Source organism: Mesorhizobium sp. IMUNJ 23033, from assembly GCF_044778005.1.
GTDB classification, from domain to species: Bacteria; Pseudomonadota; Alphaproteobacteria; order Rhizobiales; family Rhizobiaceae; genus Mesorhizobium; species Mesorhizobium amorphae_A.
Map to the genome: position 1 here is coordinate 94,356 of NZ_JBJACT010000010.1, position 26,587 is coordinate 120,942.

The 26,587-nt window shown below is 64.1% G+C and carries 27 protein-coding genes and 1 tRNA gene; 18 read left to right on the forward strand and 10 right to left on the reverse strand.

Annotated elements, in window-relative coordinates; genetic code table 11:
* Positions 1 to 7 precede the first annotated feature (7 nt).
* The 10 genes from ACFX5Q_RS13650 (at position 8) to ACFX5Q_RS13695 (ending at position 10,644) form a co-directional block, all read left to right on the forward strand.
* Positions 8 to 1,102, forward strand: coding sequence for a transporter substrate-binding protein (locus tag ACFX5Q_RS13650; protein WP_404278592.1), 1,095 nt, complete (start codon positions 8 to 10; stop codon positions 1,100 to 1,102).
* A complete protein-coding gene (locus tag ACFX5Q_RS13655; RefSeq protein ID WP_404278594.1) occupies positions 1,099 to 1,701 on the forward strand; it encodes an ANTAR domain-containing response regulator in 603 nt (200 codons plus the stop codon). The genes ACFX5Q_RS13650 and ACFX5Q_RS13655 overlap by 4 nt, the downstream gene beginning before the upstream one ends.
* Positions 1,702 to 1,720: 19 nt before the next feature.
* The gene (locus tag ACFX5Q_RS13660) at positions 1,721 to 2,587 is read left to right on the forward strand and encodes an ABC transporter permease (protein WP_404278773.1); all 867 of its coding nucleotides are present in this window, start codon (positions 1,721 to 1,723) and stop codon (positions 2,585 to 2,587) included.
* A complete protein-coding gene (locus tag ACFX5Q_RS13665) occupies positions 2,584 to 3,504 on the forward strand; it encodes an ABC transporter permease (protein ID WP_404278596.1) in 921 nt (306 codons plus the stop codon). The genes ACFX5Q_RS13660 and ACFX5Q_RS13665 overlap by 4 nt, the downstream gene beginning before the upstream one ends.
* 34 nt (positions 3,505 to 3,538) lie before the next feature.
* Complete coding sequence (locus ACFX5Q_RS13670; protein ID WP_404278598.1) at positions 3,539 to 5,182, forward strand: ABC transporter substrate-binding protein; 1,644 nt, start codon at positions 3,539 to 3,541, stop codon at positions 5,180 to 5,182.
* A complete protein-coding gene (locus ACFX5Q_RS13675; protein WP_404278601.1) occupies positions 5,172 to 6,116 on the forward strand; it encodes an acetamidase/formamidase family protein in 945 nt (314 codons plus the stop codon). Before ACFX5Q_RS13670 ends, ACFX5Q_RS13675 begins: the two co-directional genes overlap by 11 nt.
* Positions 6,113 to 7,921 (forward strand): ABC transporter ATP-binding protein, encoded by a 1,809-nt coding sequence (locus ACFX5Q_RS13680; RefSeq protein ID WP_404278603.1) that lies wholly within the window; start codon positions 6,113 to 6,115, stop codon positions 7,919 to 7,921. The genes ACFX5Q_RS13675 and ACFX5Q_RS13680 overlap by 4 nt, the downstream gene beginning before the upstream one ends.
* Before the next feature lie 93 nt (positions 7,922 to 8,014).
* Positions 8,015 to 8,509, forward strand: a complete 495-nt coding sequence (locus ACFX5Q_RS13685; protein WP_404278605.1) for a hypothetical protein — start codon at positions 8,015 to 8,017, stop codon at positions 8,507 to 8,509.
* A 164-nt stretch (positions 8,510 to 8,673) separates the two neighbouring features.
* Entirely contained in the window at positions 8,674 to 10,068 is a 1,395-nt protein-coding gene (locus tag ACFX5Q_RS13690; RefSeq protein WP_404278607.1) for a multicopper oxidase family protein, read from the forward strand.
* 420 nt (positions 10,069 to 10,488) lie between these two features.
* Entirely contained in the window at positions 10,489 to 10,644 is a 156-nt protein-coding gene (locus ACFX5Q_RS13695; RefSeq protein ID WP_404278610.1) for a hypothetical protein, read from the forward strand.
* Between the two features lie 48 nt (positions 10,645 to 10,692).
* On the opposite strand, the gene ACFX5Q_RS13700 is transcribed toward ACFX5Q_RS13695, so the two are convergent.
* Positions 10,693 to 10,768: transfer RNA gene (locus ACFX5Q_RS13700), tRNA-Ala, on the reverse strand.
* A 160-nt stretch (positions 10,769 to 10,928) separates the two neighbouring features.
* On the opposite strand from ACFX5Q_RS13700, the gene ACFX5Q_RS13705 reads away from it, so the two are divergent.
* Both ACFX5Q_RS13705 and ACFX5Q_RS13710 read left to right on the forward strand, forming a co-directional pair.
* On the forward strand, positions 10,929 to 11,219 hold the full coding sequence (locus ACFX5Q_RS13705) for a YggT family protein (protein WP_006201184.1): 291 nt from the start codon (positions 10,929 to 10,931) through the stop codon (positions 11,217 to 11,219).
* A gap of 12 nt (positions 11,220 to 11,231) precedes the next feature.
* The gene (locus ACFX5Q_RS13710; RefSeq protein WP_404278612.1) at positions 11,232 to 11,546 is read left to right on the forward strand and encodes a DUF167 family protein; all 315 of its coding nucleotides are present in this window, start codon (positions 11,232 to 11,234) and stop codon (positions 11,544 to 11,546) included.
* Positions 11,547 to 11,813: 267 nt separating this feature from the next.
* On the opposite strand, the gene ACFX5Q_RS13715 is transcribed toward ACFX5Q_RS13710, so the two are convergent.
* From ACFX5Q_RS13715 to ACFX5Q_RS13725, 3 genes are read right to left on the reverse strand one after another with little or no spacing between them, the layout of a single operon-like run.
* Positions 11,814 to 12,695, reverse strand: coding sequence for a MurR/RpiR family transcriptional regulator (locus ACFX5Q_RS13715; RefSeq protein ID WP_404278614.1), 882 nt, complete (start codon positions 12,693 to 12,695; stop codon positions 11,814 to 11,816).
* A 10-nt stretch (positions 12,696 to 12,705) separates the two neighbouring features.
* Complete coding sequence (locus ACFX5Q_RS13720; RefSeq protein WP_404278616.1) at positions 12,706 to 13,773, reverse strand: ABC transporter ATP-binding protein; 1,068 nt, start codon at positions 13,771 to 13,773, stop codon at positions 12,706 to 12,708.
* Positions 13,774 to 13,775: 2 nt separating this feature from the next.
* Positions 13,776 to 14,474 (reverse strand): SDR family NAD(P)-dependent oxidoreductase, encoded by a 699-nt coding sequence (locus ACFX5Q_RS13725; protein WP_404278775.1) that lies wholly within the window; start codon positions 14,472 to 14,474, stop codon positions 13,776 to 13,778.
* Positions 14,475 to 14,724: 250 nt separating this feature from the next.
* Here ACFX5Q_RS13725 and ACFX5Q_RS13730 point away from each other — a divergent pair, with 250 nt between their 5' ends.
* The 4 genes from ACFX5Q_RS13730 to ACFX5Q_RS13745 all read left to right on the forward strand — a co-directional run bounded on the left by ACFX5Q_RS13730 (position 14,725) and on the right by ACFX5Q_RS13745 (position 19,276).
* Positions 14,725 to 15,960: an ABC transporter substrate-binding protein gene (locus ACFX5Q_RS13730; protein ID WP_404278618.1), complete on the forward strand. Its 1,236-nt coding sequence runs from the start codon at positions 14,725 to 14,727 to the stop codon at positions 15,958 to 15,960.
* A gap of 75 nt (positions 15,961 to 16,035) precedes the next feature.
* A complete protein-coding gene (locus tag ACFX5Q_RS13735) occupies positions 16,036 to 16,905 on the forward strand; it encodes a carbohydrate ABC transporter permease (RefSeq protein ID WP_404278620.1) in 870 nt (289 codons plus the stop codon).
* On the forward strand, positions 16,902 to 17,729 hold the full coding sequence (locus ACFX5Q_RS13740) for a carbohydrate ABC transporter permease (RefSeq protein WP_192181918.1): 828 nt from the start codon (positions 16,902 to 16,904) through the stop codon (positions 17,727 to 17,729). The genes ACFX5Q_RS13735 and ACFX5Q_RS13740 overlap by 4 nt, the downstream gene beginning before the upstream one ends.
* A gap of 23 nt (positions 17,730 to 17,752) precedes the next feature.
* Positions 17,753 to 19,276 (forward strand): M81 family metallopeptidase, encoded by a 1,524-nt coding sequence (locus ACFX5Q_RS13745; protein WP_404278623.1) that lies wholly within the window; start codon positions 17,753 to 17,755, stop codon positions 19,274 to 19,276.
* 157 nt (positions 19,277 to 19,433) lie between these two features.
* Here the strand turns inward: ACFX5Q_RS13745 and ACFX5Q_RS13750 are convergent, their stop codons facing one another.
* From ACFX5Q_RS13750 to ACFX5Q_RS13775, 6 genes are all read right to left on the reverse strand, one after another.
* Positions 19,434 to 21,488, reverse strand: a complete 2,055-nt coding sequence (locus tag ACFX5Q_RS13750) for a M3 family metallopeptidase (protein ID WP_404278625.1) — start codon at positions 21,486 to 21,488, stop codon at positions 19,434 to 19,436.
* Between the two features lie 99 nt (positions 21,489 to 21,587).
* Positions 21,588 to 22,001: a nuclear transport factor 2 family protein gene (locus tag ACFX5Q_RS13755; RefSeq protein ID WP_404278627.1), complete on the reverse strand. Its 414-nt coding sequence runs from the start codon at positions 21,999 to 22,001 to the stop codon at positions 21,588 to 21,590.
* Positions 22,002 to 22,086: 85 nt separating this feature from the next.
* Positions 22,087 to 22,731, reverse strand: a complete 645-nt coding sequence (locus ACFX5Q_RS13760; protein ID WP_404278629.1) for a carbonic anhydrase — start codon at positions 22,729 to 22,731, stop codon at positions 22,087 to 22,089.
* Between the two features lie 149 nt (positions 22,732 to 22,880).
* A complete protein-coding gene (locus ACFX5Q_RS13765; RefSeq protein ID WP_404278631.1) occupies positions 22,881 to 23,636 on the reverse strand; it encodes a DUF429 domain-containing protein in 756 nt (251 codons plus the stop codon).
* Positions 23,633 to 24,514 carry a pyridoxal kinase PdxY gene (gene pdxY / locus ACFX5Q_RS13770; protein ID WP_404278633.1) on the reverse strand — a complete coding sequence of 294 codons (882 nt, stop codon included), beginning with the start codon at positions 24,512 to 24,514 and terminating at the stop codon, positions 23,633 to 23,635. The genes ACFX5Q_RS13765 and pdxY overlap by 4 nt, the downstream gene beginning before the upstream one ends.
* Before the next feature lie 12 nt (positions 24,515 to 24,526).
* Positions 24,527 to 24,772 carry a hypothetical protein gene (locus ACFX5Q_RS13775; RefSeq protein ID WP_404278635.1) on the reverse strand — a complete coding sequence of 82 codons (246 nt, stop codon included), beginning with the start codon at positions 24,770 to 24,772 and terminating at the stop codon, positions 24,527 to 24,529.
* 164 nt (positions 24,773 to 24,936) lie between these two features.
* On the opposite strand from ACFX5Q_RS13775, the gene ACFX5Q_RS13780 reads away from it, so the two are divergent.
* Positions 24,937 to 25,575: a LemA family protein gene (locus ACFX5Q_RS13780; RefSeq protein ID WP_404278637.1), complete on the forward strand. Its 639-nt coding sequence runs from the start codon at positions 24,937 to 24,939 to the stop codon at positions 25,573 to 25,575.
* 201 nt (positions 25,576 to 25,776) lie between these two features.
* On the forward strand, positions 25,777 to 26,583 hold the full coding sequence (locus tag ACFX5Q_RS13785; protein ID WP_404278639.1) for a TPM domain-containing protein: 807 nt from the start codon (positions 25,777 to 25,779) through the stop codon (positions 26,581 to 26,583).
* Positions 26,584 to 26,587: the final 4 nt, after the last annotated feature.

Below are 26,587 nucleotides of genomic sequence, written 5' to 3' on the forward strand. Positions count from 1 at the left end.
GCTTTGCTTGAAACAGCGTATCGAGATCGGCATCCTCTACTCGCGGTCGGGAAGCTATCAGCTCGTCTCCGACGCGTGCCGGATGGGCGCGATGCGCGCCATCGCCGACATCAACGCCGACCGCCGCCATGGCATCGAACTGGTGCCTGTCGAGCGCGATCCGCAAAGCAATGCGGATCGCTATGCGACACTGTGCGAGGACATCTTCAAGACCAGCAGCGCGCGCCATGTCGTCGGCTGCGTCACTTCCTGGAGCCGCAAGGAGACGATCCCAGTTCTGGAGAAAGCGGGCGGAATGCTCTGGTACGCCTGCCCCTATGAAGGGTTCGAGGCCAACGAGCATGTGGTCTATATGCATGCTTGCCCAAACCAGCACCTGGTGCCGCTGATGGCACATGTCGTGCCGCGCTTCGGCGCCAACGGCTTCCTACTCGGATCGAACTATATCTGGGGCTGGGAGATGAACCGCGTGGCGCGCGATTTGATCGCCGATGCCGGCGGCAAGGTTCTGGGCGAGCGCTATCTGCGCATCGGCGAGACCGACGTGTCGCGTCTGATTGGGGAAATCCGGGCCACGCGACCGAACTTCATCCTCAACAATCTGATCGGCACATCGTCCTACGCTTTCCTCGCGGCCTATCGCGACCTGGCGGATGAGGATCCCGCCTTCAGCCCCGAAGCCTGCCCCGTCATCTCCTGCAATCTCACCGAGGGCGAGCTGCCGGCGATCGGCGAAACCGGGAAGGGGCATTTGTCGGTCGGGCCATATTTCGCGCCGCGGCCGGCCGCATTCGCCTCGTCCTTCGAGGCCTCCGCCTATGCCTCCGTGCAGGTGATGGCCGACGTGCTCTCGCACGATCCCGACGCCGGTCCGGCGGAATTTTCCAAGGCCTTCGCCGAACGGCGCTTCTCCACCCGGCTCGGGCCGATCGCCATCGACGCCCACTCCCAGCACGCGACGCTGCCGGTGATGATCGGGCGGATCGCGGACGGGTTCTTCGAGGTCGTCAGCCGCGAGGACGAGGTGGCGCCGGATCCATATCTGTCGCGCTACGACCCCGCCAGGACATTCGGCCGTCCGCGCCTGAGGGTGGTGTCGTGACGAGAATCCTACGCATCCCCAATCTTGGCGGCGCGCGGGCCTTCATCCTGCATCGTCCGCATCCGACGGTGCAGGCGATCACCAGGCAATTGTCGGCCATCGGTCTCGACACGGTCGATTGCTGGCCTGAATTGCCGCCCGAAGTGCTGGCGGCCGATTTCGTCTTCTTCGATGCCGATCTCGGTTTCGACGAGCAATTCCCCTGGAAACCGGGCGAAGCACCGATGCCGCTGGTGGCGCTGATCGGCTCCGAGGCGCCGGGCCGCATCGAATGGGCACTGTCGCACAAGGCCGACGCCCAGCTCTTGAAGCCGGTCGGCAATGCCGGCGTCTACAGTGCGCTGCTGATCGCGCGGCAGAGTTTTGAGGCGCGCAAGCACCTGGCGGGCGAGATCGCCTCGCTGCGCCAGCGCGTCGCCGAGCGCCAGACCATCGTGCGCGCGGTGGCTGCGCTATCGAAGGGCGCCGACGACGACCGCGCCTATGGGCAGCTGAGATCGCTGGCGATGAGTTGGCAGATCAGCCTCGAAGAGGCGGCGCGGCGGATCGTGGCGATGACTGAAGAAGAGGGTGGCGATGACCAGTCCCACCGCGCCTGACCTGCCGGCAGCCGGGCGCATGCCAGTCAAGCCGCGCGCCGGCGTTTGGCGGCGGCTGATCAAGCGACCGCTGGCGGTGCTCGGCTTGGTCATCATCGCCATCGTCCTCGCCGGGGCCATCCTGGCGCCGTGGCTGACCGGCTACGATCCGAACGAGCAGATGTTCGACGGGCTGACGCTTGAAGGCGCGCCGCTGCCGCCCGATGCCAAATTCTGGCTGGGCACCGACCTGCTCGGCCGCGATCTGCTGACCCGCATCCTGTTTGGCGCGCGCACTTCGCTGATCATCGGCATCGTCGCCAATGGCGTGGCACTGCTGATCGGTACGCTGGTCGGCGTCACCGCCGGCTATTTCCGTGGTTGGATCGGTAGCGCGCTGATGCGGTTCACCGATTTGATGATGGCGTTTCCGGCACTACTGCTCGCCATCTGTCTGGCGGCGGTGTTCGAGCCGAGCCTGTGGATCGTCGCCATGGTGATCGCGCTGGTCAATTGGGTGCAGACCGCGCGCGTCATTTACACCGAGACCAGCTCGCTCGCCGAGCGCGAGTTCATCGATGCCGAACGCACCATCGGCGCAAGTGCGCCACGCATCCTGTTTCGCCATATCCTGCCGCATCTTTTGCCGACCATCATCGTCTGGGGCACGCTCGGCATCTCGACCACCGTGCTGCTCGAGGCGACGCTCAGCTATCTCGGCATCGGCGTGCAGCCGCCTACGGCGTCGTGGGGCAATATCATCTTCGAGAACCAGACGTACTTCCAGGCCGCACCCTGGCTGGTGTTTTTCCCGGGTGCCGCGATCCTGGCGCTGGCGCTTGCCTTCAACCTGATCGGTGACGCGCTGCGCGACATCCTCGATCCGACGCAAAGGGGCCGGGCATGATCGCCTATCTCGGCCGCCGCATCATCCAGTCGCTGCTGATCCTGCTCGGCGTCTCGCTGATCACCTTTGCACTGCTCTATCTCTTGCCGGCCGATCCGGTGCGGCAGATCGCCGGCCGCAGCGCCACGCCGCAGACGGTCGAGAACATCCGCCAGCAACTCGGTCTCGACCAGCCCTTCGTCGTCCAGTACTGGCACTATCTGGTGAGCCTGCTCAGTGGCGATCTCGGCCGCTCCTACATCCAGCGCTCCGAGGTCGCCGAGCTGATCGTCTCGCGCCTGCCAGCGACGTTGCTTTTGATGGTTGGCGCTATCCTGTGCGAGCTGCTGATCGGCCTGAGCATGGGCCTGATTGCCGCCGTCAAGCGCGGCACCGCCACCGACCAGACGCTGATGGTCGCCTCCTTCGTCGGCGTCTCGGCGCCGCAATTCGTCGTCGGCCTTTTGCTGCTCTATGTTTTTGCCGTGCGACTGAGCTGGTTTCCGATCGGCGGCTACGGCACCTGGCGCCACCTGGTGCTGCCTTCGCTGACCATGGGCATCCTTGGCGCCGGCTGGTACGCGCGCATGATGCGCTCGTCGATGATCGACGTGCTGCGCCAGGACTATGTGCGCACCGCGCGCGCCAAGGGCCTGGCGCGCGGTGCCATCATCTTTCGCCATGCGCTGCCCAACGCCATCCTGCCGGTCATTGCCATGATCGGCATCGACATCGGCATCTTCATGGGCGGCATCGTGGTGGTCGAAAGCGTGTTCGGCTGGCCCGGCATCGGCCAGCTCGCCTGGCAGGCCATCCAGCGCGTCGACATCCCGATCATCATGGGCGTCACGCTGGTGTCTGCCTTCGCCATCGTGCTCGGCAATCTCTTGGCCGACATCGTCGCGCCGTTCATCGACCCGCGCATCAAGCTCAGATGAAAACCAGAAAACAACCAGAGAAAGGGAACCGTCAATGAAGCGATTTTTGGCACCCACAGTAGCGGCATCGGCGCTGGCGCTGATGCTCGGCATGGCAAGCGCACGCGCCGAGGACGCCGTCGATCCGAACGCCAAGCAGGGCGGCGCGATCACCATCACCTACAAGGACGACGTCGCCACGCTCGATCCGGCGATCGGCTATGACTGGCAGAACTGGTCGATGATCAAGAGCCTGTTCGACGGGCTGATGGACTATGAGCCAGGCACCACCAACCTGAAACCCGACCTCGCCGAAAGCTACGAGATCTCGCCCGACGGCAAGACCTTCACCTTCAAGCTGCGCCACGGGGTGAAGTTCCACAATGGCCGCGAGATGACGGCCGACGACGTCAAGTACTCGATTGACCGCGTCACCAATCCGAAGACGCAGAGCCCCGGCGCCGGCTTCTTCGGCTCGATCAAGGGCTATGACGACGTCGCCGCCGGCAAGGCTGAGAGCCTGGCGGGCGTCACCGTCGTCGACCCCTACACGGTCAAGTTCGAGCTGACCCGTCCCGACGCCACCTTCCTGCATGTCATGGCGATCAACTTCTCGCATGTGGTGCCGAAGGAAGAGGTCGAGAAATACGGCGCCGATTTCGGCAAGCACCCGGTCGGTACCGGTGCTTTCAAGCTCGCCGAATGGACGCTCGGCCAGCGCATCGTGTTCGAGCGCAATCCGGATTACTGGCACAAGGGTCTGCCGCATCTCGACAAGATCACCTTCGAGATCGGCCAGGAGCCGATCGTTGCGCTGCTGCGCCTGCAGAAGGGCGAGATCGACGTGCCCGGCGACGGCATCCCGCCGGCCAAGTTCCAGGAGGTGATGGCCGATCCCGAGCAAAAGGCCCGTGTCGTGGTGGGCGGGCAGCTGCACACCGGCTATGTCACCATGAACACCACCATGGCGCCCTTTGACAATGTGAAGGTGCGGCAGGCGGTCAACATGGCGATCAACAAGGAGCGCATCGTCCAGCTGATCAACAACCGCGCCGTGCCGGCCAACCAGCCGCTGCCGCCGTCGATGCCGGGCTACGACAAGGACTTCAAGGGCTATGCCTACGATGTCGCCAAGGCCAAGGCGCTGCTTGCCGAAGCCGGCCATCCCGACGGCTTCGAGACGCAATTGTTCGCGATGAACACCGATCCTAACCCGCGCATCGCCCAGGCGATCCAGCAGGATTTGGCGGCGGTCGGCATCAAGGCCAGCATCCAGTCACTGGCGCAGGCCAACGTCATTGCCGCAGGCGGCGACAAGGCCGGCGCGCCGATGATCTGGTCGGGCGGCATGGCCTGGATCGCCGACTTCCCCGATCCGTCGAACTTCTACGGACCGATCCTCGGCTGCGCGGGCGCCGTGCCCGGCGGCTGGAACTGGTCGTGGTACTGCAACAAGGATCTCGACGCCAAGGCGGCGGAGGCCGACTCCGTAGTCGACCCGGCCAAGGCGGCGGAACGCGACAAGATGTGGAGCTCGATCTACGACAAGATCATGGAGGATGCACCCTGGGCGCCGGTGTTCAACGAGCAGCGCTTCACCATGAAGTCGCCCCGCATGGGCGGCGCCGACAACCTCTATGTCGACCCGGTCCATATCCCGATCAACTACGACAATGTGTACGTAAAAGATGTGCAATAACTGCGACTACACCATCCACGGGCGCCACCACCATTTCGGCTGGGACAATTCCTTTGCCCCGGCCGAGCGGGTGGCGCCCGGCTCGACCATCGAGTTCCAGTGTCTGGACGCCGGGGGCGGCCAACTTCAGGCCGACAGCACGACTGCCGACATCGCCAAGCTCGACTTCGCCAGGGTCAACCCGGTGACCGGGCCGATCTTCGTCGAAGGGGCCGAGCCGGGTGACGCGCTGAAGGTGACGATCGAAATGTTCAAACCGTCCGGCTTCGGCTGGACGGCGAACATCCCCGGCTTCGGCTTGCTCGCCGACGACTTCAAGGAGCCGGCGCTGAACATCTGGACATACGACGCCACCTCGCTCGAGCCGGCGTTGTTCGGCAAAAACGCGCGCGTGCCGCTAAAACCCTTTGCCGGCACCATCGGCAATGCACCGGCCGAGAAGGGCCTTCACTCGGTGGTGCCGCCAAGGCGCGTCGGCGGCAATCTCGACATACGCGACCTCGCCGCCGGCACAACGCTCTATTTGCCGGTGGAGGTGGCGGGCGCGCTGTTCTCGGTCGGCGACACCCATGCTGCGCAAGGTGATGGCGAGGTCTGCGGCACGGCGATCGAAAGCCCGATGGATGTCGTGCTGAAGCTCGACCTGGTGAAGGATGCGCGGCTGAAGACGCCGCGCTTCACCACGCCTGGCCCGGTGACGCGTCATCTCGACGCCAAGGGCTATGAGGTGACGACCGGCATCGGCCCGGACCTGATGACCGGGGCGAAAGAGGCTGTCTCGCAGATGGTTGACCTGCTGGCCAGCCGCTACAAGCTCGACCCGGTCGAGGCCTATATGCTTGCCTCGGTCTGCGGCGATCTTCGCATATCGGAAGTCGTCGACATGCCGAACTGGGTCGTGTCGTTCTACTTCCCGCGCTGCGTATTCGAATGAACGCACGTGCCGCCAATAAACCGGCCGGGGCTGCCGCCCCGGTCGGATCGATCGCAGCCCGGCCGGTGCTGGACATTGCCGGCCTGTGCGTCTCCGTGCGTGGCGAGGACGGCGAGCGGGAGGTGGTGTCCGACCTTTCCTTCAGGCTTCAGCGCGGCGAGACGCTTTGCATTGCCGGCGAGTCCGGCTCCGGCAAATCGATGACGGCGCTGGCGATCATGCAGCTGCTGCCGCAGCCTGCCGGTCGGATCTCATCGGGCGCCATCCGGCTTGGTGAGACCGATCTGGCGGGGCTCAGCGAGCGGCAGATGCAGCGCATTCGCGGCGACCGCATCGCGATGATCTTCCAGGAGCCGATGACTTCGCTCAACCCGGTGCTGTCGATCGGCCGGCAACTGACCGAATCCATCGAGGCGCATACCGGCCTCTCCCAGGCGCAAGCGCAGCGGCGCGCCGTCGAAGCGCTGAAGGCGGTGCGCATCTCCGAAGCCGAAAGCCGGCTAAAGCAGTTTCCGCACGAACTGTCGGGCGGCATGCGCCAGCGCGTGATGATCGCCATGGCGCTGGCGCTGGAACCGGACGTGCTGATCGCCGACGAACCGACGACGGCGCTCGACGTCACCGTGCAAGGCGAGGTGCTGGAACTGCTACGCGATTTGCAGTGCGAGCACGGCACCAGCGTCATCCTGATCACCCACGACATGGGGGTGGTCGCCGAAATGGCGGACCGCGTCATCGTCATGCGGCATGGCCGCATGGTCGAAGAGGGTGCGGCGACCGACATTTTCGCCAGGCCACAGGCCGACTACACGCGCGAACTGCTGGCCGCCGTGCCGCGCATCGGCACCGGTGCCGGCCGTCAGGAATCCAAGGATGCCACCGAAGCGGCAAAGCCGGCTAATGTCGCCGATGTCAATGATTTGCATGTCCGCTTCGACCTGCGTGGCGGCTTCTTCGGCAGGGTCGACCGGCGCGTCCACGCCGTCGAAGGCGTCAGCTTTTCGATCGCGCCGAACGAGACGCTGGCGCTGGTCGGCGAATCCGGCTGCGGCAAGTCCACCACCGCCAAAGCACTGGCCGGGCTGGTGCCTTATAGCGGCGACATCGCCATCGGCGGGCGTAATCTGTCGGGGCTCGGCCGCGACGAGCGCAAAGCGGTGCGCCGCGACGTGCAGATGATTTTTCAGGACCCCTACGCCTCGCTCGATCCGCGCATGCGCGTCGGCGACCTCGTCGCCGAGCCACTGCTGATCCATGGCATCGGGTCGAGAGAAGAACGTAGAGAGCGTGTGGCGGCGTTGTTCGAGCGCGTCGGCCTGTCGGCCGACCAGATGGAGCTCTATCCGCACGAATTTTCCGGCGGTCAGCGCCAGCGCATCTGCATTGCGCGGGCGCTTGCCTTGCGGCCGAAGCTGATCATCGCCGATGAAAGTGTGTCGGCGCTCGACGTCTCGGTGCAGGCGCGTGTGCTCGACCTGTTGAAGGAATTGCAGCGCGAATTCGGCGTCGCCTATCTGTTCATTTCGCATGACATGGCGGTGGTCGAGAACATTTCCGAGCGTGTCGCCGTCATGTATCTCGGCCAGATCGTCGAGATGGGCACCCGCGACCAGGTGTTTTCCAACCCACGCCATCCCTACACGAAGCGCCTGATCGAGGCCGTGCCGGTGCCCGATCCCACGCGGCGAAGGGAGCGCTTCGCGCGCCTCGACCGGGAAATCCCGAGCTCGACGCGACGGATCGGTGAGACTCCGCCGCGTTTGGCTCTAACGGATGTCGGTGGCGGGCATCTCGTGGCCGTCTGAAGTTTTCGTGAACGCGGTCGGGTTGACTCGATCGCCTGATTGCCTAGCTAGCAAAAGGGCGCTGGGGGGCTGCACGCAAATCCGACAGTCGGCATGATATCTTTCCGCATCCGAACGCTTGCCCTTCCAGTTCTCACGGCCGGCATCTTGTCTTCCTGCGTGGTCCCCGACGATACGTCAGGTCTCGCCAAGGTAGACGCGACAACCGCAGCGGCGCGCAAGGAGATGGTCGGTCTCAGCGAGGCCGACGTCCGCATGTGCGCCGGCTTTCCCACCGCTACCGCCGACGCCGGCGGATCGGGCCGGATCTGGACCTATCAGCGTGTCGTGCAGCGTGGCAATCTCAGCGTCGTTGTTCCGACGCTCGCCGTGGGCGCGATCCCCGCAGTCGGCGGGTCGGTCAACGTTGCACCCGGCGGCTATTGCAACACGCAAATTCGCATGGTCGACGGCCGCGTCGCCGAGGTTGCCTATGCGGGCGACAACAATTTGCCGAACAGCCGCGATGCACTCTGCGTCAGCACTGTGGACGCCTGCGTGGCCTATGCGCGCCAACGCCATCAAAAGGCAACGGCCGTCTCCAGATAGGCGAGCCGATATCCAACCCTTTCGGTCAGGCGATTGTGACTTGATTGGCCTCATGAGTTTAGGTCAAACGGTGCCACCGCGATCCCATGTATCGGTATTGGCGCCGGTTCGTCGCTCATGCCATGTGGGTGCACGGCCCTCGAGGCCTTTCAGTTGGAGCGCATATGACGGTCCTCACACGTCGCAAACTCTTGAGAACTGCCGCGATTGCCGGCGCTGGTGGCGTCGGGCTCTCTGCCGTGGGCAAATGGGGCAGCTGGGCCGCGGCCACGCCCGAGCCGGTGCTGCTGAAGACGGCCCGGATCCAGGCGAAGCTGATGGATGTCGGCCAGACCAAAAATGTGCTGACCTATGGCGACGCCGGCATGCCGCCGGTGATCAGGATGAAAAAAGGCGAGACCTTCGCCGCCCGGCTGGTCAACGCCATCGACGATCCGACGACGATCCACTGGCATGGCATTCGCGTTCCCAACAAGATGGACGGCGTGCCGTTCCTGGTGCAGCCCTACGTCTATACCGGCGATCATTTCGACTACGCCTTCACGCCGCCCGATGCCGGCACCTTCTGGTATCATCCGCACTGCAACACGCTTGAGCAGATGGGCCACGGACTGACCGGCGTGATCGTCGTGGAGAACCCGAACGATCCGAAATTCGATGCCGAGGTGGTGATCAATCTGCGCGACTGGCGCCTCGGCGACGACGGCCAGTTCATCGACCAATTCCGGCCGCGCGATGCGGCAAGATCCGGCACCTACGGCACGGTGCGCACCGCCAACTGGCTCGACCAGCCGCAATTTGACGCGCCGGCCGGAGGGTTGGTGCGGCTCAGAGCCGCCATCACCGACGTCACGCGTGTCTATGCTTTTCGCGTCGAGGGCGCCGAAGCGACGGTGATCGCGCTTGACGGCAATCCGGTGCCGCAGCGCTTTGCGCCCGATGCCTTGCAGCTCGGACCCGGACAGCGGCTGGAGCTCGCCATTCGCATGCCCGACGATGAAGGGGCAGTCGTCAGCCTGGGAGACGTCAGGGGCACCAAGCCCAAAATCCTGGCGACGCTGCGTGCCGTTGGAACTTCTCTCAAACGCGACCTTCGCGACCTTGCACCGCTGGAGATCAATCCGGTCCAGCAAGTCGATCTCGCCGCTGCCGAGCACATTTCATTGTCGCTCAGTGCTACGGCGGAAAACGTGCCGAGCGACGGCATCTGCGGCTCGCTCGGCTACAGTTTCTGGGCGATCAACAAGGTGCCGTGGCCAGGCGATACGTCCGATCCGACCGCGCCGCTGGCCGAATTGAAGCTCGGCAAAAGCTATGTCATCGACATGGAAAACCTGACGCCGCAATCGCATCCGATCCATCTGCACGGCATGAGCTTCAAGGTGCTGTCGTCCTCGACGCGCCCGGTGCAGCCGATGATCTCCGACACCTATCTCATCCAGCCCAACGAGAAGGTTCAGCTCGGCTTCGTCGCCGACAACCAAGGCGACTGGCTACTGCACTGCCACATCATCGAGCACCAGAAATCGGGAATGACGAGCTATGTCCGGGTGGCCTGAGGACGCCTGGTCCGATACGCCGGAATTAGCATTGACACGGCCAGGGCCACGATATCTGGGCTGCGTTAAAGGGCGCGCGATTTCGGGCAGCTTAAGGCGCACTCTCTGGCGCTCAGCGAAGGCCAGGGCGAAGGATCCCGGCTCGAATGAGTAGGTGCGTTCCTCTTCGTCCTCGATTACCCGCACAAAGCATTGGCTGTCCGTCTCAACCATCTCAACGCGGGTTCCCAAAAGACCGCCATAGCTATCCAGATAAGCACGCACATCGCTTGGTGAATAAGGCATCACTTTCTCCCACATGGCGAAACATGTGACCGTGCCAATAATACCTGCGCGCAGCAATAAACTATGACATACCTCACACGGCGTTCAGACGTTCTGCAGCGAGGGGCGCGAGATTGGCGTGCACGAACCATGCACTTGATCGAACCCGTACCGGTGCCCGATCTCGCCAGGCGCCGGGAGCGCTTCGTCCGCCGCGATCGGGACATTCCGTACTCGACCAGAAGGGTCGGCGACGCGACAGCGAGACTGGTGCTCAGGGATTTCGGCGGCAGACATCTTGCCGCCATCTGAAATTCGAGCCGATCGATGGTCGTGGGTTCATTTCGGTGATTGATCCGATGGTGGAGCTGAGGAGGATCGAACTCCTGACCTCGTCATTGCGAACGACGCGCTCTCCCAGCTGAGCTACAGCCCCGTCCAACGGATGGCGCATTTATCGAAGGCAGCGGTTTCCTGTCAAGGCGGCGTTTTGCGCAAATGACCTCGTTTCAGACTTTGGTTCGGCATGTGGCGGAAGCCGGCTCTTGCCGGTTCGGCGTGCAATGGCTACATGTCGGCAACAATTGGAGACCGGCATGATCGCCCTTATTCAAACCATCGTCATGGCGCTTGACATCTACTGGTGGATCATCATCGCCTCGGCGATCTTTTCCTGGCTCTACGCCTTCAACGTCGTCAACTCGCGCAACCAGTTCGTCGGCACCATCGGCAACACGCTCTATCGGCTGACCGAGCCGGCGCTGCGGCCGATCCGCCGGTTCATCCCGGATCTCGGCGGCATCGACATCTCGCCGATCATTCTGCTGTTGCTCATTTTCTTCCTCCGCCAGTTCCTGCTCACCACCGTACTGTCGTTGGTCGTCTGAGCCAGCCATTCGATGGCTACGCCGTTTCGCCTGCGTGACGACGGCGTAGACCTGTTCGTCCGGCTGACGCCAAAGGCGGCGCTGGACAGGCTCGAAGGTATCGAGACAGCTGCCGACGGGCGCAGCCATTTGAAGGCTCGCGTGCGCGCCGTGCCGGAGAATGGTGCCGCCAATGCGGCACTTGAGAAGCTGCTCGCCAAGGCGCTGGGCGTGCCGGCGTCGGCTGTGTCGGTGGTTGCCGGCGGCGCGGCGCGGCTGAAGACGCTGCGAGTCCTTGGCGATCCTGCGGTGCTTACGAGAAGCATCGAGGCGTTGGATGGCCACTAGTCGCGTCGGATCGCGCTGCCCCTCATTGCCCTGCCAGGCATTTCTCCCCGTATAGTGACGGGGAGAAAGACGCCGTCACAGATGGTTTCGCCAACTACCAGCGTTGCAGAATGGACGCCAAGGTCGCGGTCAGCGGGCTTCTCCCCGTTCACGGGGAGAAGGTGCCGGCAGGTGGATGAGGGGCAGCGCCGACGTTCCTGGATTGGCGCATTTTGCGGCGAAACAAACTCATTTGGCCCCCCATAGAAGCGGGGAACAAAAGGTCTCTCAATCGCCCAGCGGCAAACGCGGGTCATCGACCTTCAGCGTGTTGACGCTCTGCTTGATGCGGCGCAGGTTTTCCAGGACTTTCGGTCCGCGCGTTTCGGCAACCGACGTGGCGATCATGTCGACGATCGCCATCAGCGCGTAGCGCGAGGATGTCGGCTTGTAGATGTTGCCGTCCTCGAGCGGCTGGAAATGGATCACCGTGTCGGCTGCCTTGGACAGCGCCGAATCCGGTGCGGTGATGGCGACGGTGACGGCGCCATATTGCTGCGCGACCTGCACGGCCTCGATGACCGAACGCGCGTAGCCCGACACCGAGAAGGCAACCACAGTCGTCTCGGGCGTGGCGACCGCCGCGTACATGCGCTGCAGCTGGCCGTCGACCTGCGCCAGCGCCGACAGGCCGAGCCGGAACAACCGGTTCTGCATCTCGGTCGCCATCATCGAGGAAATGCCGCCGGAACCGATGCACAGCACATTGCCCGAACTGGCGATGCGCGCTGCGACGCCGACCAGCGCCTTCATGTCGAGGTTCTCGCTGGCGCGCTGCATGGCCGATATCGCCGCCTCGGTGATGGCCGAGGCGATGCGCTGCTCGCGAACGTCGCGGTTCAGCGGTTCCGGCGACAAATACTGGGCGCCAATGGCGATGGCCTGCGCCAGATAGAATTTGAAGTCGCGCAAGCCTTCGCAGCCGAGGTTGCGGCAGAAGCGGGTTACCGTCGGCTCGCTGACGCCGACGCGCGCGGCGATCTCCGAAATCGCCGCCTTGGAGGCGAAGTCGAGATCGGAGAGCACGAGGCCGGCCAGCCGGCGGTCCGACTTGGTGCCGTCCTGCGACATCAGCTGCAGCCGCGTGATGATGTCGGCCGGCGTCTTCATATCGGAGTTCTCACAGGGGCAGGCCCGTCGTCTTGTCGAACAGATGGATGTTGGCGGGATCGACTGAGACCGGCAAGCGGTCGCCGGGCCGGATCTGCAGCCGGTCGCGGAACACGGCCCGCACCGTGTCGGGACCTATCGCGCCGTAGACATGGGTTTCGGCGCCGGTCGGCTCAACCACGTCGACATCGATGGCCATCGCATCGTCGGCGCCGCCGACGACGAAATGTTCGGGGCGGATGCCGGCTTCCACAGTGCTGCCCGCCGGCACGGCCTTGCCGGCCAGCGCCAGGCGGCCGCCACCTGATGTCTCGAACCAGGCCTTTGTCGCAGACCCCTTGAGGGCGCCGGAAACAAAGCTCATCGAGGGCGAACCGATGAAGCTGGCGACGAATTTGTTGGCCGGTCGGTCATAGAGTTCCAGCGGCGCCCCGACCTGCTGGATCCGGCCGAGATTCATCACCACGATACGGTCGGCCATGGTCATGGCCTCGATCTGGTCGTGGGTGACGTAGACGATCGTCGATTTCAGCCGCTGGTGCAGCGCCTTGATCTCGGTGCGCATCTGCACGCGCAATTGCGCGTCGAGGTTGGACAAGGGCTCGTCGAACAAGAACACCGAAGGCTCGCGCACGATGGCGCGGCCCATGGCGACGCGCTGGCGCTGGCCGCCCGACAATTCTCGGGGGTAACGGTCGAGATAGGAGAACAGGTTGAGGATGCCGGACGCCTTCTTGACCTTGTCGTCGATCGCCGCGCGGGTCTCGCCGCGGATTTTTGGGCCGAAGCCGATATTGTCCGACGCCTTCAGATGCGGGAACAGCGCGTAGGACTGGAAGACCATGGCGATGTTGCGCTGCTGCGGCGGCAAGTCGTTGGCGCGCAGGCCGCCGATGATGAGATCGCCGGACGTGATTGGCTCCAGCCCGGCCAGCATGCGCAGCAAGGTCGACTTGCCGCAGCCGGAAGGGCCGACCAGGACGACGAACTCGCCGCTGTTGATCTCGAGGTTGATGTCCTCGAGGATCTTGTGGTGCCCGAACGATTTCGACAGGTTGCGAAACTGGACATCGGTCATGGTCACGCTCCCAAAATGTCGTCGATGAAGGGCAGGCAGCCGGCGGTCAGCCCGGCGTCCACCGGCATCACCACGCCTGTTACGCCCGATGCGCGGTCGGAGGCAAGGAAGGCCACGGCTTCAGCCACTTCAGAGGCGTTGACGATGCGGCCGAGCGGATAGAGCCGCTGCAGTCTGCCGAGGATTTCCGGGTCCTTGGCCAGGCGATGATCCCAGGCCGCGGTGCGGATCGATCCCGGGCAGACGACATTGGCGCGTATGCCGCTGCGGCCGAGTTCGACCGCGATCGACTTTGCATAGGCGTTGATGCCGGCCTTGGCCGCGGCATAGGCCGGATTGCCGAAATGCGCGATGGCATTGACCGAGGAGATGAAGACGACGTTGCCCGAGCCGCGCCGGGCCATCGCCTTGACCAGCGGGTCGGCGAACATCATCACGCCGGTCAGGTTGAGGTCTAGCTCGTGTTCGATCTTGTCCGGGGTCAACGCCGGCAGCGTCTCGGCGCGCGTCCAGCCGGCATTGTTGATGAGGATGTCGGGAATGCCGTCCTTGTCGAGGATCGCAGCGATCGCGGCTTCCAGCGAGACCCGGTCGAGAAGGTCGAAGACGTGGCGCGAGGCGAGGTGCGGGCTGGCCAAGGCCTCGTCCGACCGATCGCAGCCGACGACCCGCGCGCCGCGCTCGTTGAGCAGCGCCACCATCGCCGAGCCGAGGCCGCCGCCGGCGCCCGTCACCACGACCGTCTTGCCTTCGAACTCGGTTCTCGAAACCACCGCGCGCGCTCCTCCCTGATCCCGGTTGGGGCTGTGAGGCTATTCGCCGAAATGTAATTTAGCAACAGATTAATCTGCTTGCGAAGCGCAGAATGATGGATAATGTAGGAAAGTCACATAAACCTATGCTGCCTCACAGCATGGGAGCGCGCAGGCGCACTTCAAAGGGAGAGAGCAGATGAGTCTGAGGAAATGGACTGTCGGCCTGATGGCCGGAATGAGCATGCTGGCGCTTGGCGCGCAGGCAGATGCCGGTGAGGTGCGCGTCACCGTTGCCGAATACAGCGCCAAGACCGGCCCCTATTTCGAAAGCGTCAAGAAGGATTTCGAGGCGGCCAACCCGGGCATCACCGTCAAGTTCGAGATCGTGCCATGGGAAGTTCTCTTGCAGAAGCTGACCACCGACATCACCGCCGGCACCAATGCCGACCTGTCGATCATCGGAACGCGCTGGTTGATCGATTTCGTCCAGCAGGATGTCGCCGAACCGCTCGACAGCTACATCACGCCCGACTTCAAGGGCCGCTTCATCGACACTTTCCTGTCGCCGTCGATCATGGAGGGCAAAACCTACGGCCTGCCGATCGCGGCTTCGGCGCGCGCCCTGTATTACAACAAGGAATTGTTCGAGAAGGCCGGCATCGCCCAGCCGCCGGCGACCTGGACCGAACTGCAGGAGGACGCCCGCAAGATCAAGGCGCTCGGCTCCGGCACGTTCGGCTTCGGCCTGCAAGGCAAGGAGATCGAGACCGACGTTTACTACTACTATGCGATGTGGTCCCAGGGCACGGAGATCCTCAACAAGGACGGCACCTCGGGCCTGAGCACACCGGGCGCGCTCGAAGCCGCCAAGCTCTACAAGTCGATGATCGACGAAGGCCTGACCGAGCCTGGCGTCACCTCGAACAACCGCGAGGACGTGCAGAACCTGTTCAAGCAGGGCAAGGTCGGCATGATGATCACCGCGCCCTTCCTGTCCAACCAGGTCAAGGACGAGGCGCCGAACCTGAAATATGGCGTGGCGGCGATTCCCGCCGGGCCGACCGGCGCGCGCGGCACCTATGGCGTCACCGATTCCATCATCATGTTCAAGAACTCCAAGAACAAGGATGAGGCCTGGAAGCTGCTCGACTTCCTGTTCACCACGGAGCAGCGCGCCAAGTTCACGCAAGGCGAAGGCTTCCTGCCGGTGAACAAGGAAGAAGCGAAAATGGACTACTACGTCAACAATGCCGACCTTGCGGCGTTCACGGCGCTGCTGCCCGACGCCCGCTTCGCGCCGGTCATCCCCGGCTGGGAGGAGATCGCCCAAATCACTTCGGATGCCATGCAGAAGATCTATCTCGGCAGCGCGGAGCCGGAGGCTGCCTTGAAGGAGGCAGCGGACAAGGCCAATGCGGTGCTGAAGAAATAGGGCGTTCACTCCCGACGCCCGTGGCGCGCCCTACCCGTCGGGGCGCGCCACCCCCCGACGCCCTCAGGTCAGCCGATGCAAAATCGCTTCTTGCCCTATCTCCTGACCTTGCCCAGCCTGTTCCTGGCGGCCGTCGTCATCTTCTGGCCGGTCTGGGACCTGATCCAGATCTCGACCCACGATGTCAGCCGCTTCGGCCAGTTGCGCGACTTCAGCGGCCTGACCAATTTCTGGGCGCTCACTGCCGATCCCGACTTCGTTGCCGCGCTCTGGCGCACAGGTGTGTGGACGGTGCTGGTCGTCGGTGGCGCGCTGCTGTTGTCCATCCCGGTGGCGATCATCCTCAACACCGACTTTTATGGTCGAGGCATCGCCCGCGTCATCATCATGCTGCCCTGGGCGGTGTCGCTGACCATGACGGCGGTGGTCTGGCGCTGGGCGCTCAATGGCGAAAGCGGCATGCTCAATTCGGCGCTGATCGGGCTCGGCCTGATCGACCAGAACATCCAGTGGCTGGCGAGCGCCGAGACGGCGTTCCCGATGCAGGTGCTGATCGGCATATTGGTGACGGTGCCGTTCACGACGACGATCTTCCTCGGCGGCCTGTCGTCGATCCCCGACGACCTCTACGAGGCCGCCGCACTCGAAGGCGCGACACCGCTGCAGCTGTTCCGCGAGATCACCTTTCCGCTCTTAAAACCGTTCATCAACATCGCCATCGTGCTCAACACCATCTACGTCTTCAATTCCTTCCCGATCATCTGGGTGATGACGCAGGGCGGACCGGCCAACTCGACCGACATATTGGTCACCCACCTCTACAAGCTCGCCTTCCGCATCGGCAAACTCGGCGAGGCGTCAGCCGTGTCGCTGGTGATGTTCGCCATATTGCTCGTCTTCACCATGATCTATGTGCGGCTGGCGATGCGGGAGCAACGCGCATGAGGAACGGCAAGCTGAAGCGTTCGATCATCGCATGGCTGCTGCTTTCGCCGCTGATCGTGGTGACGATCTTTCCCTTCGCGGTGATGTTTTTGACCGCGGTCAAGCCGCGACAGGAGGTGCTGTCGCCGACCTGGTGGCCGAGCGAATTCCGCTGGTCGAATTTTGCCGACATGTGGGTGGCGACCGGTTTCGGCCAGGCGCTGGCCAATTCGCTCTATGTCTCGGTGATCGCCACCGTCGGCGCCATATTGATCTCGGTGCCGGCGGCCTATGCGATGTCGCGCTTTCGTTTTGCCGGCTACGGTGCCTTCCGCCAGTTCCTGCTGGTGTCGCAGATGATCTCGCCGATCGTGCTGGTGCTTGGCCTGTTCCGGCTGATGGCCGCCTGGGGCCTGGTCGAATCAACCACCGCGCTCGGCTTCATCTACATGGCCTTCAACGTAGCCTTCACCGTGTGGATGCTGCAGAGCTATTTCGACACCATCCCGCGCGATCTCGAAGAGGCCGCATGGATGGAGGGAGCCGGCCGCTGGCTGACGCTGCGCAAGGTGTTCCTGCCGCTCTGCCTGCCGGCGATCGCGGTGACGGCCATCTTCACCTTCATCAATGCCTGGAACGAGTTCGTCGTCGCGCTCACCATGCTGCGCAGCCAGGAAAGCTACACGCTGCCGATCCAGGTCTTCTCGCTGGTCGCCGGCCGCTACACGATCGAATGGCACCATGTCATGGCCGCCACGCTGCTCGCCACCCTGCCGGTGGCGATCCTGTTCATCTGGCTGCAGCGCTACCTCGTCCGGGGCCTGGCGCTCGGGGCCGTCAAATAGCCTTCACTTTCCACGGAGCTTTCATGCGCATCTTCACCGCCTCGCTGGCGACGGAAACCAACACTTTCTCGCCGGTGCCGACCGACCGGGCCTCGTTCGAGATGGCCTTCTATGCCGGGCCAGGCAAGCACCCGGAAACGCCGACTTTGTGCTCGTCGCCGATCGTCGCCTTGCGGCGGCGTGCGGCCAGCGAAGGGCTGACCGTGATCGAAGGCACCGCCACATGGGCGGAGCCCGGCGGCCTGGTGCAGCGGCAGACTTTCGAGGCGCTGCGCGACGAGATCCTCGATCAGCTGAAGGCGGCGCTGCCGGTCGATGCGGTGATCCTCGGCCTGCATGGCGCGATGGTGGCGCAAGGCTATGACGACTGCGAAGGCGACCTGCTCGAACGCGTGCGTGCAATCGTCGGTCCGCAGGTGGTGATTGCCTCGGAGTTCGACCCGCACAGCCATCTGACGCCGAAGCGCGTGGCGGCGTCGGATATCATGGCCTACTTCCTCGAGTTCCCGCACACCGACTTCTACGAGCGTGGCGAACATGTCGTCGAACTAGGGCTGGCCGCGGCGCGCGGCGAGATCAAGCCTTTGATCTCGACCTTCGACTGCCGCATGATCCAGGTGCTGCCGACCAGCCGCGAGCCGATGCGTTCCTTCGTCGACCGCATCAAGGCGCTGCATGGCAAGGACGGCGTGCTGTCGGCCTCCGTCATCCACGGCTTCATGGCCGCCGACGTTCCGGAAATGGGCACGCGCATCCTGGTCGTCACCGACAATGACAAGGCCAAGGGCGATGCGCTGGCGGAAAGCCTGGGACGCGAGCTCTATGCGATGCGCGAAAAGACGGCAATGACGATGCTGAGTGCTTCCGACGGCATCGAGCGGGCGCTGGCCGTGCGGAAGGAAAACACGAACAAGCCAGTGGTCATCGCCGACATCTGGGACAATCCTGGCGGCGGCGTCGCCGGCGACGGCACCATCGTGCTGCGCGCCATGCTGGAGCGTGGCGTCAGCAATGTCGGCGTGGCGACGATCTGGGATCCGATCGCGGTGACGTTCTGTCAAGCCGCGGGCGAGGGCGCCGTCATCGATCTGCGTTTTGGTGGCAAGGCCGGCCCGCTGGCGGGCGAGCCGATCGACGCGCGGGTGCGCGTGCTGAGAGCGGTCACGGAAGGGTGGCAGAGTTTTGGGCCGAGCCGGGTGACGCTCGGATCGACAGCGCTGGTCCGCATCGAAGGCACCGAAGTCGATATCATCCTCAATACCAACCGCACACAGACCTTCGAACCCGATATTTTCTCCAATCTCGGCGTCAATCCACTCAGCAAGGACCTGTTATTGGTGAAATCGACCAATCACTTCTACGCCGGCTTCGCCCCGATCGCCGCCGAGATCATCTACGTCTCGGCGCCGAGTTCGTATCCCAGCAATCCGGCGGTCACCAACTACACGAAGCTGACGCGGCCGGTGTGGCCGCGGGTGGCTGATCCGTGGAAGGGGGCGGCCGGCGAGGCTGCCGATCTCCCCCCTCGTGGGGGAGATGCCCGGTAGGGCAGAGGGGGCGCGAAGGATCGCCAACCCTTCATCACCCTGCGAACCGGCGATAGCAAGCCCGTCGGCGCAAAAAGCCATCAATTGAGAGGCCGGAGGGACAGCGCCCCCCTCTGGCCTGCCGGCCATCTCCCCCACGAGGGGGAGATTGGCTAATTTACACCAGCCCCCGCTTCACCATCATCGCCTCCGGCGACGGCATCTTGCCGCGGAAGGCGGTGTAGAGTTCTTCCGGGTCCTTTGAGCCGCCGGCGGCGTAGATGTTCTTCCTCAGCCGCTCGGCCAGCGCCGGGTTGAAGGGGTCGCCGGTCTCCTCGAAGGCAGCGAAGGCATCGGCATCGAGCACTTCCGACCACATGTAGGAATAGTAGCCGGCTGAATAGCCGTCACCGGAAAAGACGTGGCCGAAATGCGGGGTGCGGTGGCGCATCGCGATGGTGTCGGGCATATCGAGCTTGTCCAGCGTTTCGGTCTCGAAACGAAGCGGCTGTTCCGGTGCATCCGGGCGCGCGTGATAGGCCATGTCGATGAGCGCCGAGGCCGTGAATTCGACCGTAGCGAAGCCGGCGCCAAAAGTGCGCGCCGCCAGCATCTTGTCGAGCAGCGCCTTCGGCATCGGTTTGCCGGTCTTGACGTGCAGCGCGTGCTTTTCCAGCACCGCCGGCGCCGTCAGCCAATGCTCGTAGAGCTGCGAAGGCAGTTCGACGAAATCGCGGCTCACCGAAGTGCCCGACACCGAAGGCCAGGTGACGTCGGTCAGCATGCCGTGCAGTGCATGGCCGAATTCGTGGAACAGCGTCTTTGCCTCGTCGACCGACAGAAGCGCTGCCTCGCCGGCCGGCGGCTTGGCGAAGTTCATTATGTTGTAGATCACCGGCTTCGAGCCATCGCCGAGCTTGTAGCCGGATTTCAGCGCGCTCATCCAGGCACCGGAGCGCTTCGAAGGCCGGGCGAAATAGTCGGCGAGGAAGATGCCGCGCTCGCTGCCGTCGGCGTTCTTCACCACAAAGACTCGGGCATCAGGATGCCAGGCGGCGATGCCTTTCCTTTCCTCGAAAGTGATGCCGAACAGTTTTGCCGCCACGTCGAAGCAGGCGTCGATGACGCGCTCGAGCTGCAGATACGGTTTCAGCTCGGCCTCGTCGAAGGCGAATTTCTCGGCGCGCAGTTTCTCCTGGTAGAAGCGCCAGTCCCAGGCGGCGAATTGTTCGTTGCTGCCGGCCGCGGTCGCCAGCCGCTGCAGTTCGGTCTGGTCGTTGGCGGCCTTCTCCAGCGCCTTTTCCCAGACGGGATCGAGCAGCGCGTGCACCGCCTTCGGCGTCTTGGCCATGGTGTCGTCGAGCTTCAGCGCCGCGAACGAGCCGTAGCCGAGCAGTTTTGCCTTCTCGGCGCGCAGCTTCAACATATCCCGAACGACATTCGTGTTGTCGCTGGCGCCGCCATTCTGGCCGCGCATGGTGAAGGCGCGGAAGGCGGTCTCGCGCAGGTCGCGCCGTTCGGAGAAGGTGGTGAACGGCTCGTAGATCGACCGCGACAGCGTGACGGCGTAGCGGCCTTTCTGGCCGCGCATCTCGGCAGCCTCGGCCATGGCGCTCTTGAGGAAGTCGGGCAGACCGGCAAGGTCGGCCTCGTCGAGGAACAGCGCCCAGTCGCGCTCGTCGGCCAGCACGTTCTGGCCGAAGCGGGTGCCGAGTGAGGACAATTCCTCATTGATCCTGGCCAGCCGCTTCTTGCCATCGGCGTCAAGTTTCGCGCCGGAGCGGACGAAGCCTTTCCAGGTCTTTTCCAACACGCGCAGCGTTTCGGAGTCGAGCTTCAGGGATTCACGCCGTTGGTAGAGGTCGTCGATGCGGGCAAACAATTTCTCGTTCATCGAGATCGCCGAGAAATGCCTCGACATCTTCGGCGAAATGTCGCGCTCCAGCGCCTGGATCGCCTCGTTGGTGTGGGCGCCGGCCCGGCACCAGAAGATCGACGAGACATGGTCGAGCGGCTCGCCTGCAAGTTCGAGCGCGGCCAGCGTGTTGTGAACCGTCGGCGCGTCTGCGTTGCCTGATATCGCCTCGATCTCGGCTTCATGCGCCTTCAGCGCCGCGTCGAACACTCCGGAAAAATCACTGTCGCCGATGCGGGAGAAGTCGGGCAGGCCAAGCGGCCCTTGCCATGCGGTCAGCGGATGGGCGGCGAGGTCGACATCTTTGGTGGATGGCATGGATGATCTTTCGGCTGTTGGCGGCAAGGCAGGGCGGGATCGCCACCGATGTAGGGCGCGGGCCTGTTGCGCGCAACATCGCGGCCAGTCAGGTTTTCGTCAGTAACCGTCGCAGCTTTCCGCGATCGCGGCCTGCGAACTGGCGGTGATGCGGCTGTCGGTGACGGAGAACGTCTCCTGCATCAGCATGTCGTTGTTGGGGAAGTCGTAGCAGGCGATCACCGTGGTGACACCGCCTTCGCTCTTGGCGATGCGATGCCGGATCGCCGCACCGGCGACAGCACCTTGCCAGTTATCGATCGAGGCGATGAACTCCTGCTTGTTCTGCACGACGCCGAGGTCTTCGAGCTTGATGCGCACGTCGTCGGCTAGCAGGTCCGACAATTCGGTGCGGTCGGCGACAAGCAACGCCGAATACCAGCGGTCGATGATCGCACCGTCATCGGCGCGAGCAGCGGTGAGCGTCGGCATCAGTGCCGCCACGACGAAAGTGATCGCACGCCAATTCCGCATTGCCACCTCCATGTTTGACCATGATCCTATCCGAAAACCGGTCCCGCTTTTCGCTGACGCGGACCTTCGGTTCCGGGATCATGGTCTATGCCATCTCCGGCCGTTCGAAATCGCCGGTCTCCTTGTTCATCACCCAAAGCTCGCCGGTCGAGATGTCGAACCAGGCGCCGTGCAGCGACAGCCGGCCCTTGCCTTCAAGGATGGAGACGCAAGGAAAGGTCCTGAGATTGGCGATCGAATAGCGGATCGAGATGCGCTCCAGCGCGGTTTGGCGCTCCGTCGCCGTCATGAAGGTGCTGGACGACACGGTTTCGGCCGCCGGCGCGATCAGGCTCATCCATTTGCCGATGAAGTCGCCAGGCGACAGTGGCGCGGAGTTGGTGTCGAGTGCGGCGCGGATGCCTCCACAGCGGCCGTGCCCCATCACCACGATGTTTTTCACCTTGAGGCTCTGCACGGCGAACTCGAGCGCCGCCGAGGTCGAGTGGAACTGGCCGTCCGGCGCATAGGGCGGCACCAGATTGCCGACATTGCGCAGCACGAACAGCTCGCCCGGCCCGGCGTCGAAGATCGCCTCGGGCGCCGAGCGCGAGTCGCAACAGGCGACGATCATGGTTTCCGGCGCCTGGCCCTCGCGGGCGAGCGAGCGGTAGCGTCCGCTTTCGGCAAGGTAGCGGCCCTTCATGAAATTGCGGTAGCCGGCGAGCAAGTGTTCAGGGAGGTGAGGCATGGGCGGCGTCTGGACCCTTTCCGGGTTGGATGCGGCGGCACGTTTCAGTTTGGAATGGCTCTAACGGCAAAAGCCCGTCGCGAGCAATGCCGAATTGCGGATGGTTTCGTCGCAAAACGCGATGCGGCGCGCATAGCTCAGGCGTCGCTTCACGCCCAGATGGCGACGGGAATGCCGAAACGGTCGGTCAGCGGCGGGTCCGGGAACGGCCGTGCCTCGCCGCTGGCGATGCGGCCGGCGATCAGCATCATCACTGCTGCGTCGAGGAAATCGTCGGCGGCCGCGCCCTTCGGCGGCGCCCCGTCGAGGAAGTCCTTCTCATAGCCATGCCGGCACAGCAGCGCCTTGCGCTCTGCCATGCCGGCGGGGTTGACCATACCCTTGATCTTCTTCGGCAGCGACATGGCCTGACCGTCGTTCAGCCTGCAGAAGGCGACTTCCGGATGTGATTCGAAGATGCGACCGCGCAGCTCCGGCCGGGAGATCAGAAGTGAGTCGATCTCGCGGATCTTGGCGAAGATGCCAAAAGCCTGGATCGAGACGCCGCGTGGCGGATCGGAGGTCGTCTTGGCCACTTCGCTGGCGCGGCGATGCGCGACATACCAGGCTTCGACCGTGGTGAAGTCATCCGTGTCTGTGTAAAGGGCGGCGCGCGATGGAATGGCGAAGACGCTGGATTGGCGCTGCCCGAGCAGCGGCCGCACCAGCGCTTCCGGCCCGCGTCCGCCTTTTTGCGAATGATCCGGCAGGCCGATCGGCATGTCGACGGCGACCACGGCATCGGCGGGCAATGCGTCGACCAGCATCGCGAAGGTTGGAAAGACCGAGACCGACGGCCAAGCGCCCGGATCGCGGCGGACGGCGATCCAGCCGGCCTTGCAGCCGTCGACGCCAACAAGAGTCACGCCCTTTTGTCCCGCCCCGGGTGCAGGAGGTGGCGAAGCTGCACCATTGCCATCGGGTGCGACAGGCTCTGGGCGTCGGTCTCGAGCTGCAACTCGTCGCCGCCGCGCTTGGCCGTGCGCGCCAGAATCTCGTAGACCGCCGCCGTGGTCGACTGCAGCGCCTTGATCGCCGGCTGGCCGGAGAGGATGCGCGCCAGATAGACAGCCGCTGTCAGGTCGCCCAGCCCGTTGGGCGGTTTGTCGATGAGGCGGTGCTCGGCGAGCAGCGCCTGTCTGGCGTCGAGCAGCAGATTTCCGGTACCGCCAGCCATCATCGACGGCGCCGAGGTGACCAGCATGGTCCCAGGCCCCGCGTGAAGGGCGGCCGCGATCACCGATTTGAGGTCGGGCAGCGGCGCGCCGGCCATCCATTCCAGCTCGTAGCGATTGGGGGTGGCAATGTCGGCGATCGGCATCAGCCGGTCGCGTAAGGCGATCGCCGTCGCTTCAGGCACATAGAGCCCGCCCGAATCGCCCATTACCGGATCGCAGATATAGACGGCATCCGGCGTCCTGTCCTTGACCGCGGCGACCAGCGAGGCGACGGCTTCGGCCTGGCCGGCCTCGCCGAGATAGCCCGACAGCACTGCGCCGACCTCACCCAGCCAGGGCGCGCGCTCGAGATCGGCCATCAGCGCCTTGAACTGGTCGAGCGGCGGCACGATGCGGGTGGCGCGGCCATGGCCGGGGTGCCAGGGCAGCACGATGGTCGGCACCGCCCATACCGGAAAGCCGAGCGTCTCCAGTGCGAAGACGGCGGCGCGGTTGCCGACCGAGCCGCGGGCGACATGGCTGGAAATGACGATGACCGCACGCGGCGCGTCGTTTTTTTCGTTCATTGATCCTGATTCCTAACGGGTGGCGAAATACACGAGCCAGGCCAACAGGCCGATTGCAATGATGAGCCCCAGTCCCCGGCCGATGCGGGTGCCCCAAACTTCGATAGGGTCCGCGCGGTCGGCATCCGCGGCCGTGACGTGGTCGCTCGCGCTCTTCGCGGTCCGCGCGACGAACGAGGTGCCGCCAGGCGCGGTTTCGTGTTCCACACGCTCGAGAATGCGGCGCGATTCGGTGTCGCTGTCCTGGCGCTGCGCCATGGCAATATCCTGTTTTGCCGGGACCTTAGCCTGTTCGCGAGGCCATTCACAGGGCCTCGTGCCGGACGCGGAGATGCCAGCGGAGGCGTCCGGGCCGAGGTCATTTTCTTGCGCGCAGATTGTGGTAATGCTTCGCGTGCAACTTCCGACGAGGGATCCAAATCATGTTTGCCCAGCGCCTCACTTCACCCTCCATTGCCCGCAAGCTGCCGGCCTTCCTGATGATGGCGATCGTGCTGCCGCTGCTTGCCGGCTGCGGCTACAACACCATTCCGACGGCGGAGGAGAATGCCAAGGCGGCCTGGAGCGAGGTGCTGAACCAGTACCAACGCCGCGCCGACCTGATCCCCAACCTGGTCGAGACGGTCAAGGGCTATGCGGCGCATGAGAAGGATACGCTCGACGCGGTGGTCGAGGCGCGCGCCAAGGCGACGCAGGTGACGGTGACGCCGGAAACATTGAAGGACCCGGAAGCTTTCAAGAAATTCCAGGACAGCCAGTCCAGCCTGACCAGCGCGCTGTCCAGGCTGCTCGCGGTGGTGGAGAACTATCCCGACCTCAAGGCCAACCAGAATTTCCTGGCGCTGCAGGCGCAGCTCGAAGGCACCGAGAACCGCATCGCGGTGGCGCGGCGCGACTATATCCAGGCGGTCAGGGACTACAATTTGACGCTGAGGACCTTCCCGTCGGTGCTGTGGGCAACCTTCTGGTTCCGGAGCAACGAGCCGTTCGCGAACTTCACCATCGAGGAAGACAAGCTGCAGACGCCCAAGGTCGATTTCGGGACGAAACAGGGCGGGTGAACGGCGAAGCCGGCAAATCCAATACTTGCGACGAGACGGACCGCAGGCGTGTCCACACCCCCCTCTGTCCTGCCGGACCCAGCCCTCCGCTATCGCTCCGGGCGTTCGTCGTTCGGAAAGCCAAGCAATTGGCTTCCCGTCCGCTGCGCGGAGCACTCCTCACCCCCCTCAAGGGGGAGATGGCCGGCAGGACAGAGGGGGGTGGGACGGAACGCCACTCTGACGTTTCTGGCGATCATTCTAAGCTTCCTTTTCTTCCCCCTCGCCGCCTTCGCCGCCGATCTTCCCGCCCTCACCGGTCGCGTCGTCGACAATGCCGGCATCATCGATGCCGCGACCAAGGCGGTGCTGACGCAGAAGCTCGCCGATTTCGAGAAAAAAGGCTCCGACCAGATTGTTGTGGCGACGATCCCCAGCCTCGACGGCGAGGAGATCGAGCCCTACGCCAACCGCCTGTTCCGCTTCTGGAAGCTCGGCCAGGCCAAGGAGAACAACGGCGTCCTGCTGCTGGTGGCGCCGAACGACCGCAAGATGCGCATCGAGGTCGGCTATGGGCTGGAAGGCACGCTGACCGACCTGCACACCAAGCTGATCATCGAAAACGACATGGTGCCGGCCTTTCGCGCCGGCGATTTCTCCGGCGGCATCAGCAAAGCCGTCGACGACATGATCATGGTGCTGGAAGGCAATCCGGAGGAACTGGAAGCCCGCGGCGAGCGCAACCAGCAGGCACCGTTCAATTCCGACGACCTGTTCTTCACAATTTTCATCGCCATCTGGATCACCATCCTGGTCGGCAGCCTAGCCGCCTCGATCCTGCCGCCGATCTTCGGGCAGAAGATCGGACCCGGCCGCTATCGCTGGCTGGGCATGACCTTCGAACCCAGCCGGCGCTCGTCCAGCGGCTCGAGAAGTTCCGGCGGCGGCTGGTCGTCGGGGTCAAGCGGCGGCGGTTTTTCCGGTGGCGGCGGCTCGTCCGGCGGCGGCGGCTCCTCGGGAAGCTGGTGACGGC